This is a genomic window from Pseudarthrobacter sp. SORGH_AS 212 (genome assembly GCF_030818145.1).
In the GTDB taxonomy this organism is placed as follows: domain Bacteria; phylum Actinomycetota; class Actinomycetes; order Actinomycetales; family Micrococcaceae; genus Arthrobacter.
In genome coordinates this window covers 549,775-565,135 of sequence record NZ_JAUTAA010000001.1, presented here as the reverse complement: position 1 = coordinate 565,135, position 15,361 = coordinate 549,775, and the positions used below count along the sequence as shown (strand labels likewise).

The following is a 15,361-nucleotide window of genomic DNA, read 5'->3' as shown; positions in this document are numbered from 1 at the left end:
GGCCGCCGGTGCGGCGGCATTCCCCGGCTCGGTAGGATTTAGCTATGGCTGAAGCGCATATCCCCGGTATCCCATTGGACAGGTCGGAGCTGGGCGATCAGCGCTTCTTGTCCGCCACCGGCATCTCCCGGCTGGACGTGGTGGACTCCACCGGCTCCACCAACGCCGACCTGCTCCGTGCAGTGACAGTGGAGCCCGCGTCCTGGCCGGACCTTTCCGTGCTGACGGCCGAATACCAGACCGCCGCACGGGGACGCCTGGAAAGGCGCTGGGAAGCACCGCCCCTGAGTTCGGTCTCCGTTTCCATTGTGCTGCGGCCCGTGAACGCCGAGGGGCGGCCGCTGCCCACGCAAAGCTACTCGTGGCTCTCACTCATCGCGGCCCTGGCGCTCCGCGAAACCCTCCTGGAGACGGCAGGCATCCCGGCCGAACTCAAATGGCCCAACGACGTCCTGGTCCGCGGCCGGAAGATTGCCGGCATCCTGGCCCAGATTGGCCCCATGGCGGACGGCACCGTCCCGCCGGTGGTGCTGGGCACCGGCCTGAACGTCACCCTCCACGAGGACGAACTGCCGGTCCCCACGGCCACCTCGGTGTTCCTCGAGGGGCCGCAGACCACCGACCGGACCCAGCTGCTGAAGAGCTATTTGTCCCACTTTGCGGTGCTCTACCGGAGTTTCTGCAACGCCGACGGCGACCCCACGGCAGGCATGGCAGGCGGCCCGTCCCTGCATAAGCGCGTCGAGGCCGTCATGGTAACGCTGGGCCGGCAGGTACGGGCGCAACTGCCGGGCGACCACGAGATTATTGGCCACGCATCCCGCCTGGACGAATACGGTTCACTGCTGGTGGTGGACAAGGATTCACGCGAGCATGTCGTCACCGCTGGGGACGTGGTTCACCTGCGGCCCTGGACCGCACCGGAAGAGCCCGGCGCTGCTGATGCCGGCACGCCGAAAGGCACCGGCCAAGGCGGTTATGCGTAAGGACCTCGTACCCGGCGAACAGGTCATCGTCACCACCCGCCCGCAACCCAGGAAGCTGGCCGGCCCTGCCGCCGCTTTCATCATCGCCCCCGCGGTGGCGGCATTCGCGTCCGCCTGGATCGTGCGGGGGGAAGCCGGGCGCCTGGTTCCGGCGCTGGAGGCACGCTGGACCCCCTGGCTGGTGACGGCCTGCGTGCTGGCTGCCGCGTGGGTGTGGCTGGGCTACTGCCTGCCGCGGCTGATGCGCTGGCACGCCACGCGCTATACCCTCACGAGCCGGCGGATGGTGGCCAGGTCCGGCATCTTCAAGCGGCGCGAACAACAGGTCAACCTCCTCTCCGTCCGCAACCTCACAGTCCACGCGGGCGTGCTTCAACGCCTCCTGCGCTCCGGGAATATATCCTTGGAAACCGGGTATGAGGGCGTGACGACATTCCGGGACGTGCCGGAGGCTGCCAGGTTCCGGGATTTTATCCTCGACGCCATCGGGGAACTGCCCGATGAGCGCCTCCCGCCCGGAGATGCAGGGGATTACCCTGCCGGGGCAGTGCCGACGGAAATGAGAGAAGGTGGACGGAATGAACGATGAGGACCAGCAGGAGCTCGTGGGTCCCGTCGCGCAGTCTCCTGCCGCCGACCCGCACCCTCCCACCGGAGCGATGTCCGCAGAGCGCCTGGCCATGAAAGCCCTTGAGGCGCGGCTGCTCGGCGGCGAACGCAAACTCCGCCGTCGCGAGGTGGCGGCGGGCGCAGGCCTGTCCCTGCTGTCCGCGCGCAAACTCTGGCGCGCGCTCGGGTTCCCGAACTTTGGTGACGAGGACGTTGCCTTCACCGAACGCGACCAGGCTGCACTGTCAACCGTGGTGGACCTCGTCCGCGGCGGAAAGCTGACCGAGGAAGCGGCCATTTCCGTCACCCGTGCCATTGGCCAGATGACGGACCGCATGGTGGTGTGGCAGATCGAAGCCCTGGTGGAGGACCTCGTCCACGAACAGGGCGTCACCGATGCTGTCGCCCGCAAGCGGCTGGTCAACGAGCTCCCGGCCCTGGTGGATGCCCTCGAGGAAGTGCTGGTCTATTCGTGGCGGCGCCAGCTCAATGCCGGCATCCAGCGGCTGGCCGTCAGGGCCGAAGCCGGACTGCAGGCCAGCGAAGAAGGCCGCGAAGGCGACGAGGACGATGCGCCGTTGCCCCTGGCGCGGGCCGTGGGCTTCGCGGACCTGGTGTCCTACACCAGCCTCTCTCGCCGGATGAACGAGAAAACACTGGCCCGCCTGGTGCAGCGGTTCGAGAACAAATGTGCCGAGATTATTTCCGTTGGCGGCGGCCGCCTGGTCAAGACCGTTGGCGACGAAGTCCTTTACATTGCCGAGACCCCCGCGGCCGGCGCCGAGATATCCCTGGCGCTGGCGCAGGCGTTCACGGAGGACGAGATCCTGCCGGAAGCCCGGGTAGCCATGGTCTGGGGCAGGATCCTGTCCCGGCTCGGCGACATCTACGGCCCCACCGTTAACCTTGCTGCCCGGCTCACCACCCTGGCGGATCCCGGAACGGTGCTGGTGGACTCCATGACCGCGTCTGCCCTCGAACATGACGAACGGTTCGTCATGTTGCCCCAACCGCCGGAAAACGTCCGCGGTTTCGGGCGAAATCAAGCCGGTCCGCCTGACCCGGGGCCTGGGCAAGGGCCTGATCGTCGACTGACCTTTCTTGCCCTGTCCCCGTCGGCAGGGAAAGGGTTTGTCCATTTGATAGCTAGACCGGCTATATTTGTTCTGCCCGGCTGCCGCATGCCGGTCATCGGCCGTTGCCGGACTTAACGGGGGGAACCGTTCCATGAAACTTCGCGGACGAGCGCGCGCAAAAGCTGCTGCTGCGCCACGGCGCCGGCCCTTCCTCCAGTCCCCCCTTTTCAGCACCTCCGCAATGGGGCTTGCCCTCGCCGCCCTGGTGGTTGGCGCCGTCGTCTATCCGGGGTTTAAGACCACTGAGGTGGAGTTGAATGACGGTGGTGTGTGGGTGGTGTCGAAGTCCAAGAATGCGGTGGGGCGGTTGAATTATCCGTCGCGTGTGTTGGATGGTGCGGTGACTCCTGCGTCGTCGACGTTTGATATTTTGCAGGATGCCGGTGAGGTGTTTGTTGATGATGAGTCTGGTTCGACGTTGAACCAGGTGTCGCCGGCGAATATGCGTTTGGGTGGGGATAAGCAGTTGCCGGGGGCTGCGGATGTGAGTTTTGGTTCGTCGGTGTTGTCGGTGACGGATGCGGCGTCGGGCAAGGTGTGGGCGGTGTCGCCGTCGACGGTGAATGGTTTTGATGAGGAAGCGTCGGAGCCGGTGTTGGTGGGGTCTGAGGGTACGGTGTCGGCGGTGGGTGCTGATGATCGTATTTATTCGGCGGATCCGAAGGCCGGGACGGTGACGGTGACCGGTGTTGATGCCAATGGTGTGGTGGTGTCTTCGGAGTCTGAGGCGTGGTCTGAGTTGAAGGGTGCGGGGGATCTGCAGATCACGGTGGTGGGGGACCGGCCGGTGGTGTTGGATGCTGCGGCGGGGAACCTGTTTTTGCCGGGTGGTAAGCGGTTGCAGTTGGCTGATGCGCGGGATGCGAAGTTGCAGCAGGGTGGTCCGGGCAGTGATTTTGTGGCGATTGCGACGCAGAAGGCGTTGTTGAAGCAGCCGTTGGATGGTGGGACGGCGAAGACGGTGTCTTTTGGTGGTGAGGGTGTTCCTGCGGCTCCGGTGCAGTTGGGTGGGTGTGTGCATGCTGCGTGGTCGGGGGCGAATAAGTATGTCCGTGATTGTGTCAATGATGCTGATGATAAGAACGTGGATGTGCCGAAGGCGAGTGCGTCGCCGTCGTATGTGTTTCGGGTGAACCGGGACCTGGTGGTCCTCAATGATGTGAATTCCGGGAATGTGTGGCTGGTGAACCAGAACATGCAGCTCGTCAACAACTGGGACGACGTTATTCCCCCCAAGGAAACCTCGGACGACGCCGACAAGGACTCTGCCGACGAAGTCCAGCAGACAGTCCTCCCGGACCGCACCAAACCCAACAGCCCACCGGTTGCCCAGCCGGACAGCTACGGCGTCCGCGCCGGCAAAACCACCATCCTCCCGGTCCTGGACAACGACACGGATCCCGACGGCGACATCCTGACAGTGCGCCAGCCCGACGACATCCGCCTGGGCACGTTGTCGACAATTTACGGCAGCACTGGCTTCCAGGTCGCTGTTCCCGCCGACAAGACAGGCAGCGAAACTTTCAAATACACGGTGGACGACGGCCGCGGGCTTTCCGCCACCGCCGAAGTTTCACTGCGCGTTGTCCCGCTGACGGAAAACAAAGCGCCGGCGCAGAAGCCGAACCGTGACACCACCATGGTGGTCCAGCAGGGCAAATCGGTCACCCGGAACATCCTTTCGGACTGGATCGACCCCGACGGCGACGACCTCTACGCCACCTCGGTTTCCAGCGCGGACCCCCTTGACCAGGTCCGCATCCGCCCCGACGGGCAGCTGTCCTTCCAGGACAGCGGCACCTCGCCGGGCCGCAAGGTCCTCACCGTGGGCATCTCCGATGGCCAGGCCACCACTGAAGGCCGGATCACCCTCGACGTCCGCCCCGCCGGGGCACTCCCGCCCATCGCCAACGCTGACCACGTAGTGGCAGTGGCCGGTGCTTCGACGGTGATCGCACCACTCAAGAACGACATCGACCCCCAAGGAGGCGCCCTCCGCCTCGCCCAGGTGACCGCGGACGAGCAGTCCAGGGCGGTCATCGGCGCCGACCAGCAGACCTTCAGCTTCACCTCCGACGTGCCGGGACCGCACTACGTGGAGTACCTGGTGACCAATGGGCCCGCCAGCGCAGTGCAGCTGGTCCGCGTCGACGTTGTTGCCGGCAACGACGCCGGAGCCCCCGTCGCCGTCCGCGACATTGCCCTGCTGCCCACCGGCGGCAGCGTCCTTGTCGATGTGCTCGGCAACGACTCCGACCCCTCCGGCGGCGTCCTGGTGGTCCAGTCGGTGACCGCCGACGGCTCGCTTCCGGTCAGTGTGTCAGTCCTGGACCACTCGGTGGTCCGGATCACGGACCTTCGCGCCGAAGGCCAGCTGACGCTGAAGTACACCATCTCCAACGGCCGGTCCTCCGCGACGGGCGAGATCGCCGTCGTGGTGGTCCCGGCACCGACAAAACTGCAGGCACCCCAGGCCAAGCCCGACGAAGCCACCGTCCGAGCCGGTGACGTAGTCTCCATCCCGGTGCTCGATAACGACACCGATCCCAACGGCGGCAAGCTGACCCTCGTGCCCGAGCTCGCCCAGGTTCCGGACGAAGCCGACGGACGGACCTTCGTGGCCGGGGACCAGCTTCGGTTCATCGCCGGGTCCGAGGCGAAAACCGTCTACGCCATCTACAAAGTCCGCAATGAGTCCGGCCAGGTGGACTCCCAACAGGTGACCATCCGTATCCTGGCCCGCGACGACGAACGGAACAGCCGCCCCGAACCGCGCAACCTCACCGGCCGCGTGGTCGCCGGCATGACCGTCAAGATTCCCGTGCCCCTGGACGGCATCGACGCCGACGGCGACTCGGTGCAGCTGATGGGAATCGACAAGGCAGCGGGCATGGGCACGGCGATCGTCCGCGACGGCTACCTCGAATACACGGCCGCAGGCGACGCCGCCGGGACGGACACCTTCACCTACCGCGTCCGCGACCGGATTGGCGCCGAGAACACCGGCACCGTCATTGTGGGCGTTGCACCGCCGGAAGCCATCAACCAGAACCCGATTGCCGTGGACGACGCCGTGGATGTCCGACCGGGCAGGAACGTCGCCGTTGACGCCCTGGCCAATGATTCGGACCCCGACGGTGATCCGATTTCCCTGCTGACCGACGGATTCGAGGCGCGGCCTGAGCTGAACGTCGAAGTGGCTGACGGCGCCAAGGTGCTGTTCACCGCACCGGCGGTGGAAGGCAACGAGAGCATCCGGTACCGCATCCAGGACGACAAGAAGGCACAGGCCAGCGCCGTGATCCGGGTGCGGGTCAGTGCGGACGCGGAACTGAAGCGTCCCATCGCCAAGGACGACAGGGTCACGCTGGCCGAAACTCTGGGTAAGACGGCCATCGACGTACCCGTCCTGAAGAACGACTCCGACCCCGACGGGGTGGCCTCCGAGCTGCAGATCAGCCTTCCGGACGGCAACCCCAATGCCCGCGTGGGCGGCTCCGGGAACGTGGTGGTCAACCTCACGCCAGAAGACCAGCTGATCCCGTATACGGTGACCGACACCGATGGCCTCACCGCAACAGCTGTGATCTGGGTGCCGGGCCAGGGAGCGCAGTACCCCACGCTGTCCAACACCGAAACGGTGGAGGTCATGGCCGGCAAGGAAATCACCCTGGACCTGGACGACTACGTCAGGGTGCGGGACGGCCGCCGGCCCAAGATCAGTGTTGCCGACTCCGTCAAGGTGCTGGGCGCCTCCCCGGACAACGTGATTGTCGGCGAGGGAGAAGGCCTCCGCTACGCGGCCCGGCCAGGCTACGCAGGGCCGGGCTCCATCACCTTCGAAGTCACCGACGGCTCCGGTCCCGACGATCCCGACGGGCTGAAATCGACCCTGGTCATCATGACCAACGTGATCCCGGACCCGGACGAAGCCAACACCCCGCCCACGTTCCGCGGCGCATCCCTGGACATTCCCAAGACGGAAACTGCCACCCTGGACCTTGGTCCCCTCGCGGCCGATGTCGACGAACGGGACCAGGGCAACCTCACGTTCTCCCTGGTTGGGTCACCGCCCCCCGGCTTCAGCGCGAAGCTAGACGGTACGGTACTGAGCGTCAGTGCGGAAAACTCCGTAGGGGTCGGCGTGACGGGTAATATCCAGGCCACCGTGACCGACGGACGCTCGCCCGCTGTGACAGCCACCATCCAGGTGCGGCACGTGGCATCCAACCGGCCCATGCCGGTAGCCAATGACGACGTGGTGGAGAAAGCCAACGCGGGCCGCGCCGAGACGGTCAACGTCCTGGCCAACGACGTCAACCCCTTCAGCGATACGCCGCTGAAAATCGTCGGCACCAGCGTCGAAACCGGTTCGGCCCAAGGCCAGCCCGCCATCAACGGCGACTCCATCACCATCACCCCGGCAGACGGATTCAAGGGCGTGATGGTGGTCCGCTACACCATCGCCGACAAGACCGGCGACCTTTCCCGCCAGGTGGACGGCCGGGTCCGCCTCACGGTGCGCAGTGAACCCGATGCGCCGTCCGCCCCCTCGGCGACGGACGTCCGCAGCCGCACCGCGGTGCTCAAGTGGGCGCCGCCGTCGGACAATGGAGCGCCCATCAGCGAGTACACGGTGGTATCCAACAACGGATTCCAGCAGAAGTGCCCCACCACCACCTGCACCCTCTCCGGCCTGACCAACAACGTGAAGTACGTCTTCACGGTCAAGGCAACCAACGAGGTGGGGGAGTCGCAGCCGTCACCGCAGTCGAACGAGATCCGGCCCGACGAGAAGCCCTCCCCGCCGGAAGCCCCCAGTGTCAAAGCCGGCGACAAGAACATGGTCATCAATTGGCCCGCTGCCCGGACGGAAGGCTCACCGGTCAAGCACTACAACCTGGAGATCTCGCCTCCGCCCGCCAACGGTGTTGCCGTCAAGAACGAGGTCGCAGGCCTCAACTACACCTGGACCGGTCTGACCAACGGCGTGAAGTACAAGGTGCGCGCCCAGGCCGTCAACGAGCTGGGGCCATCCGACTGGGGTACCTATTCCGCCGAAGACAATCCGGCCGGCGTTCCGGCAGCCCCCGCCGCACCCACCTCCGCCGTTGCATCGTCAGTGGGAACCCAGAACCAGCTGCGGGTGAACTGGGCTGAACCCAACACCAACGGGGACGCCATCAGCGCCTACTACGTCACGATGTCCGGCGGCGGCCGGCCCGACCAGACGCAGGCCATTCCAGGGACGGTACGCACCGCCAACTTCACGGCGGACAACTCCGAAGCTGCGTACACCTTCACGGTCCAGGCGGAGAATAAAGCGGGCAAGGGTGCAGTCAGCCCGCCGTCAGCTCCCCGCCGTGCCACCGGAAAGCTCGGCCAGGTTTCCGGCGTCAACGCCACTCCGGCCAACACCGGCGGTGCCGGCCGGTCGGTCACGGTCGACTTCCGGCGGCTGACGGCAGCTGAACGGAACGGCTCTGCCGAGAACGAGGTCAGTTACAGCTACAACGCCAGCAATGGTGCCAGCGGCCCCATCAGCCCGGGCCAGACCATCGGCGGCTTCGCCAACGGCGCCCAGGTGAGCATCACCGTCATTGCCAATTCCTCCGTGGCACCGAGCTCCAATGCCAGCGCCCCGGCGTCGGCGACGCCGTACGGGTCCCCGGGCACGCCGTCCGCATCGGGACAGGACGGCGGCGTCAACGACCAGTCCGTCACGCTTCGCTGGTCGTCGCCATCCACGGCAACGAACGACGTCGCGAGCACCAGGATCAGGATCAACGGCGGCGGCTGGGAGAACGTGGCAGCTTCAGGGAGCCGGACCATCAATACCGGCGGCTGGCAACAGACCCGCACCATCGAGGTCCAGACCCTGAACTCCGTGGGCACCGGAAGCGGTATCGCCAGTGCAAGGGCGACGTCCGGCAAGCAGGGATTGTGGGAAACCCGGATCAAGACTTCGGATCCCAACTTTGAGCGCAGCTGCACCTTCACCCGGGGCGGCTCGAACTACCGGCCCACCCCGTACTTCACCTGCGATGGCGTCAGCGGGAACAGCCCGCCCTGGTTCTACAAGTCCAGCCAGGACCGCATCATGGTGGCCTGCTACATCGACCAGGACGACAACTGGTCCGGTAACGGGATTGTCCGCTGGTGGCGGGTTGAGTCCGGCTCCGCACGCAACGTGGGCCGCTACGTCATCGCCGGACACACCACGCTTCCGGACCCCGCAGGGCTTGGAGCACCCCCATGCTGACCCGCCAAAACCATGAAACCGCAGGTCAGGCCGCGGGGCACCTCTACCCATCGCGGACCCTTGCACCGTTGGGTAGGCTTGCGCGGGGAACAGGGAGCCCGATACCGGGTTTTTGGGGATTTCGGCCGGGGGGCCGCCGCACAACTGAGGGAAGCAAATCGCTGTGACAAGTCTGCTGGGGAAACTTGGGCTCAAACGGCGCCACAAGAAGATCGTCACCGGTACAGCCTTCGCCGCTGCCGTGGCCGTCGTGGCGACCGGTGCCGTGCTCTATCCGGGGTTTAAGACCACTGAGGTGGAGTTGAATGACGGTGGTGTGTGGGTGGTGTCGAAGTCCAAGAATGCGGTGGGGCGGTTGAATTATCCGTCGCGTGTGTTGGATGGTGCGGTGACTCCTGCGTCGTCGACGTTTGATATTTTGCAGGATGCCGGTGAGGTGTTTGTTGATGATGAGTCTGGTTCGACGTTGAACCAGGTGTCGCCGGCGAATATGCGTTTGGGTGGGGATAAGCAGTTGCCGGGGGCTGCGGATGTGAGTTTTGGTTCGTCGGTGTTGTCGGTGACGGATGCGGCGTCGGGCAAGGTGTGGGCGGTGTCGCCGTCGACGGTGAATGGTTTTGATGAGGAAGCGTCGGAGCCGGTGTTGGTGGGGTCTGAGGGTACGGTGTCGGCGGTGGGTGCTGATGATCGTATTTATTCGGCGGATCCGAAGGCCGGGACGGTGACGGTGACCGGTGTTGATGCCAATGGTGTGGTGGTGTCTTCGGAGTCTGAGGCGTGGTCTGAGTTGAAGGGTGCGGGGGATCTGCAGATCACGGTGGTGGGGGACCGGCCGGTGGTGTTGGATGCTGCGGCGGGGAACCTGTTTTTGCCGGGTGGTAAGCGGTTGCAGTTGGCTGATGCGCGGGATGCGAAGTTGCAGCAGGGTGGTCCGGGCAGTGATTTTGTGGCGATTGCGACGCAGAAGGCGTTGTTGAAGCAGCCGTTGGATGGTGGGACGGCGAAGACGGTGTCTTTTGGTGGTGAGGGTGTTCCTGCGGCTCCGGTGCAGTTGGGTGGGTGTGTGCATGCTGCGTGGTCGGGGGCGAATAAGTATGTCCGTGATTGTGTCAATGATGCTGATGATAAGAACGTGGATGTGCCGAAGGCGAGTGCGTCGCCGTCGTATGTGTTTCGGGTGAACCGGGACCTGGTGGTCCTCAATGATGTGAATTCCGGGAATGTGTGGCTGGTGAACCAGAACATGCAGCTCGTCAACAACTGGGACGACGTTATTCCCCCCAAGAACGAATCCGACGAGCAGGACCAGGAATCCGCGGACATCAACACCATCAACGTGTTGCCGGACCGCACCAAGCCGAACCGTCCGCCGGAAACCAAGCCCGACGTCGTCGGCGTCCGTCCGGGCCGCACCACCATCCTGAGCGTCCTGGACAACGATTCCGACCCCGACGGCGACGTCCTCACCGCCGGGCTCCAGGGCAACCCGCCGAGGGCAGGGACGCTGGAGAACATTTACGGCGGCACCGCCTTCCAGATCTCCGTGCCGGCCGACGCCAGGCCGGGCACGGAAACGTTCAGCTACTCGGCGTCCGATGGGCGTGGCCTCTCCGCAGCCGGACAGGTCACCCTCAACGTGGTGGGTCCGGACGATAACAAGCCGCCGCAGTTCAAACGCGGCGAGAACACCACCATGCTGGTGGAACAGGGCAAGACCGTCAGCCAGAACATCCTTACGGACTGGGTGGATCCCGACGGCGACGACCTGGTGCTCCTTGACGCCAAGGCCGATAACGACCAGGACCAGGTGAAGGTCCGCCGCGACGGCCTGCTCACCTTCCAGGACTCCGGCGCCACCGCCGGGAAGAAGAACGTTGAGGTGACCATCTGGGACGGCCGCGACACCGTCACCGGCAAGGTGGTCATCAACGTCCAGCCACCCGGCGCCCTCGCGCCCGTGGTCAACGCTGACCATGTCACAGCCGTGGTGGGCCAGGACCTGGTGATCTCGCCGCTGAAGAATGACGTGGACCCCAACGGCGGCGCGCTCCGCCTGGCCCAGGTGGAAGCCAACGGCCCCGCGGATCTCGGCCCCGTGACCGACGGCGGAACCTTCACGTTCCGCAGCACCACCCCCGGCCCCGTCTACCTCACGTACATCGCCAGCAACGGCCCGCAGAGCAGCCAGGGCCTGATCCGCGTGGACGTCGAATCCGGTGACGACCCCGGCGACCCCGTCGCTGTCCACGACGTCGCCCTGATGCCCACCGGCGGCAGCGTCCTGCTGGACCCGCTGGCCAACGACTCCGACCCTTCCGGCGGTGTCCTGGTGCTGCAATCCGTCAAGCTTCCCGATAACGCCACCATCTCGGTCAGCGTGATCAACCACAGCGTCCTGCGCATCACGGACATCCTCGGAACCAAGGATCCGATCCTCTTCGAATACACCATGTCCAACGGCAAGAAGTCGGCCACCGGTTCGGTCTCTGTGGTCCCCGTCCCGGCCCCGGCAGTGGTGGAAGCACCCCAGCCCAAGCCGGACGAGGTCAACGTCCGCGTCAACGACGTCGTCACCATTCCCGTCCTGGACAATGACACGCACCCGCAGGGCCAGGAACTGACCGTAGACCCGGTCCTGCCGCAGGGCGTGGACCCGGTTGACGGCAAGAGTTTCGTCTCGGAGAACACCGTCCGGTTCATCGCCGGCAGCCAGCCAAAGACGGTCCGCGCCATCTACAACGCGGTGGACCCACAGGGCCAAAAGAGCGCCGCCGCCGTGACCATCCACATCCTCCCGCTGGAAGGCGCGGAGAATTCCCGCCCGCAGCCGCGCAACCTCACAGCCCGCGTGGTGGCAGCCGGCACCGTCCGCATTCCGGTGCCGCTGGACGGCATCGATCCTGACGGCGACTCGGTCCAGCTCACCGGCATCGACAGCACTCCCGCCATGGGTACGGCCACAGTGGGCAGCAACTTCATCGACTTCACGGCTGCCGGAGACGGCGCCGGGACCGATACCTTCCGGTACAAGGTGGTGGACCGGCAGGGTGCCGTCAATACCGGCACCGTCACCGTGGGCATTGCGCCGCGCGGTGAAATCAACCAGAAGCCCACTCCAGTGGATGACGAGGTGAGGGTCCGCCCCGGCCGCCAGATCGCCGTTGACGCCACCGGCAACGACACAGATCCCGACGGCGACCAGATCCGCATCCTTACCGACGGCATCGAGGCTGATCCCGTCCTCCAGGCCACCGTCAGCAAGACCAGCGGACGGGTCATCCTGACCGCTCCCAACGAGGCCGGAACCGTCAACGTCCGGTATACCGTGGCCGATGACCGGGACGCCCGGGCCCAGGCCACCATCCGCGTGGTGGTTGACCCCGAGGTTCCGCTCCAGGCACCCATCGCCCGTGACGACCGGGTCACGTCCGCCCAGACCATGGGCAAGACCGCCGTGGACGTTCCTGTCCTGAAGAACGACGAAGACCCCGACGGCGTTGGCGAGAACCTCAAGATCAGCACCGAGGCGACCACGGCCCGGCCCGGCACCGAAGGCAACATGATCGTTGACCTCACCGAGCAGCCGCAACTCATCCCGTACACCGTGGAGGACGTGGACGGGCAGAAGTCCACCGCCATCATCTGGGTGCCGGGCCTCGGCCAGCAGGTTCCCACGCTCGCCAAGGACGAGGTCCTGGAAGTGGTGGCCGGCCAGTCCGTCAACGTGGACCTGGACGAATGGGTCAAGGTCCGTGAGGGCCGCTCGCCGCGGCTGACGCAGGCAGACCGGATCAAGCTCATCGGAGCCGACGGCCGCGACCCCGTCACCGGTGACGGCACGGGGCTGAAGTACACCGCAGGCACTGATTATGTGGGTCCGGGTTCGCTGACCTTCGAAGTCACCGACGGGTCCGGACCGGACGATCCCGCCGGCCTGAAGTCGACGCTCAGCATCCGTACCAAGGTCCTTCCGGACCCCAACAAGAACAACCCGCCTGAACTCCTGGGCGCGAACGTCGAGGTGCCCATGGGCGACTCGGCGAGCATCGACCTGGGAAGGCTGACCTCGGACCCCGACGGGGACGACGTCGAGAAGATGAAATACGAACTCCTGGACGGTACGCCGGCCGGATTCAACGTGAGCGTCGACGGCAGGAATCTCAAAGTCTCCGCGGCGGACTCCAGCCGGGCCGGCACCGCCGGTGCCGTGCAGGTCAAGGCCAGGGACCCGCGGGGCCTTGAAGCCACGGCAACGTACCCGCTCTCCGTGACGGCCTCCAACCGGCCCAAACCGGTAGCAAACGACGACGTTGAACCCAACGCCGCCGCCGGCAAGCCCGTCACCATCAATGTCCTGGCCAATGACGCCAACCCGTTCCCCGAAACCGCTCTGAAGATCATTGCCGCCGCCACCGAGACCGGCAGCGGCAACGTGGAGGTCAGCGGTGATTCGGTGACGGTGACACCCGCTCCCGGCTTCACCGGGACCATGGTGGTCACCTACACGGTGGAGGACAAGACCCAGGACGCGTCGCGGCATGCCACGGCGCGGGTCCGGCTCACCGTCAAGGATGAACCGGCGGCCCCCACCACGCCGCAGGCCCAGAGCGTGGGGGACCGGACGGCACTGCTGACCTGGGCCGCTCCCGCGGACCGCGGCGCACCCATCACCAGGTACACCGTGTACGGCGAGGGCGGGTTCAAGCAAGACTGCCCGGCCAACACGTGCACGCTTAACGGACTGACCAACAACACGAAATACCACTTCCAGGTCACCGCCACCAACGAGTTCGGCGAATCGGACCGTTCACCGGCTTCGGCCGAGGTCCGGCCGGACGTCAAGCCGGACACCCCGCTGGCGCCATCGCTGAAGTTTGGCGACAAGGAACTGTCCATCAACTGGACTGCGCCGGCCAGCAAGGGTTCGCCGGTGAAGTCCTACGACCTGGAGATCTCGCCGCCGCCCGCGGGGCAGAACGCCCAGATCCAGAACCTGACCGCTGTCAGCTATGTCTGGAAGGGCCTGCAGAACGGCGTGTCCTACAAGGTGCGGGTCCTGGCCCGGAACGATGCCAAGGAACCGTCAGAGTGGAGCCCGTACTCCGCCGCTGAAGTGCCGGCAGGCGTGCCGGCCACCCCGGCAGCACCCACGGCTGCCCAGGCAGCATCCCTGGGTTCGCAGAGCCAGCTGAAGGTCAGCTGGGCCGCGCCGAACAACAACGGTGACGCCGTCTCTGCCTACACCCTCACCACCCTCCGGGGCGGTGCGGCGGTGGCCACCCAGCAGGTGGCCGGCACCACGCAAAACGTCACCGTTGACAACTCCGAAGCCAACTACACTTTCACGGTCTCCGCCACCAACAAAGCGGGAACCAGCGCCACCAGCGGACAGTCGGCGGCCATCCGAGCGGTGGGCAAGCCCGGCATCGTTGGGACTCCGACGGCGACGCTGGTGGACACCGGTGGAGCAGGCGGGAAGATCGACATCCGATTCACGCCCTTGTCTGACGCCCAGCGCAATGGCTCCACCGCGCAGGAGATCACGTACAGGTACAGCCTGACCTCTGGCGGGGGCAGCGGCAACATCGCTGCCGGCGGCGGAACCGTCGCCGCCGCAAATGGCACGCCTACCTCGGTGGTGGTCTGGGCCGTTTCCTCGCGCAGCTCCACCGCCGGTGACGCCAGCGCTCCGTCCAACCAGGTCAACCCCTATGGCCTGGCCTTTGCTCCGAACGTGAACGGCAGCAAGAGCAGCGGAGTGGGCGACAAGACTGTGTCCTGGACCTGGAACCAGCCGGACGGCAACGGCCGCGCTGTCACCGGATACCAGTACAGCGTCGACGGCGGGGGATGGCAGAACACCAACCAGCGCTCCTTCTCGAAGACGGTTGGGTACAGCGAGACAGTCACCCTCCGGGTGCGGGCCATCAGCGGCGGCCAGCCGGGCCGGGTCGGCAGCGATACGTCCCGCAGCGGCGCGGAGCCGCCACCCCCCGTGCCCACCTCGTGGAGCATCACGGCCACCCCGACCCGCAGCTGCACCGAGCCCCGCAAGGGAACGGACAGCTTCGTGGCCGGCAACCCGTCGCAGTGCAACGGGGCGGGCAAATGGCTGGACGCCGGCGCGCCGGCGGACACGGACAGGTACCAGGTCTGGTACAAGACGTCCAACAACCCGAGCGGCATCTGGTATCACCTCACCAGCGGCATGGCCGCCGGAAACTGGATCCGCTGCGATACGTCCAGCCGCGGCTGCAACCCGCCCGCCGGAATGCCCAACGGATAGCCAGCAGCAAAACCCATCAGGCGGGACCCGGACATCCGGGTCCCGCCACAGACTGAAACCCACCCGTGGAACTAAGAAGAAG

The 15,361-nt window shown here is 65.9% G+C and carries 4 protein-coding genes and 1 pseudogene; all 5 read left to right on the top strand.

Annotation, left to right across the window (positions count from 1 at the left end; genetic code table 11):
* Positions 1-44: 44 nt before the first annotated feature.
* The gene (locus QE394_RS02500) at positions 45-986 is read left to right on the top strand and encodes a biotin--[acetyl-CoA-carboxylase] ligase (RefSeq protein ID WP_349033645.1); all 942 of its coding nucleotides are present in this window, start codon (positions 45-47) and stop codon (positions 984-986) included.
* Complete coding sequence (locus tag QE394_RS02495) at positions 979-1,575, top strand: PH domain-containing protein (RefSeq protein WP_349033644.1); 597 nt, start codon at positions 979-981, stop codon at positions 1,573-1,575. The genes QE394_RS02500 and QE394_RS02495 overlap by 8 nt, the downstream gene beginning before the upstream one ends.
* A pseudogene (locus QE394_RS02490) lies at positions 1,565-2,690 on the top strand (adenylate/guanylate cyclase domain-containing protein). The gene QE394_RS02495 and the pseudogene QE394_RS02490 overlap by 11 nt, the downstream one beginning before the upstream one ends.
* A 222-nt stretch (positions 2,691-2,912) precedes the next feature.
* Positions 2,913-8,993, top strand: a complete 6,081-nt coding sequence (locus tag QE394_RS02485; protein WP_349033643.1) for an Ig-like domain-containing protein — start codon at positions 2,913-2,915, stop codon at positions 8,991-8,993.
* A gap of 163 nt (positions 8,994-9,156) precedes the next feature.
* Positions 9,157-15,279: an Ig-like domain-containing protein gene (locus tag QE394_RS02480; protein WP_349033642.1), complete on the top strand. Its 6,123-nt coding sequence runs from the start codon at positions 9,157-9,159 to the stop codon at positions 15,277-15,279.
* Positions 15,280-15,361: the final 82 nt, after the last annotated feature.

Coding starts and splice junctions, on each gene's coding strand:
- QE394_RS02495 (WP_349033644.1), top strand. CDS start 979: ATGCGTAAGGACCTCGTACCCGGCGAACAGGTCATCGTCACCACCCGC.
- QE394_RS02500 (WP_349033645.1), top strand. CDS start 45: ATGGCTGAAGCGCATATCCCCGGTATCCCATTGGACAGGTCGGAGCTG.
- QE394_RS02485 (WP_349033643.1), top strand. CDS start 2,913: ATGGGGCTTGCCCTCGCCGCCCTGGTGGTTGGCGCCGTCGTCTATCCG.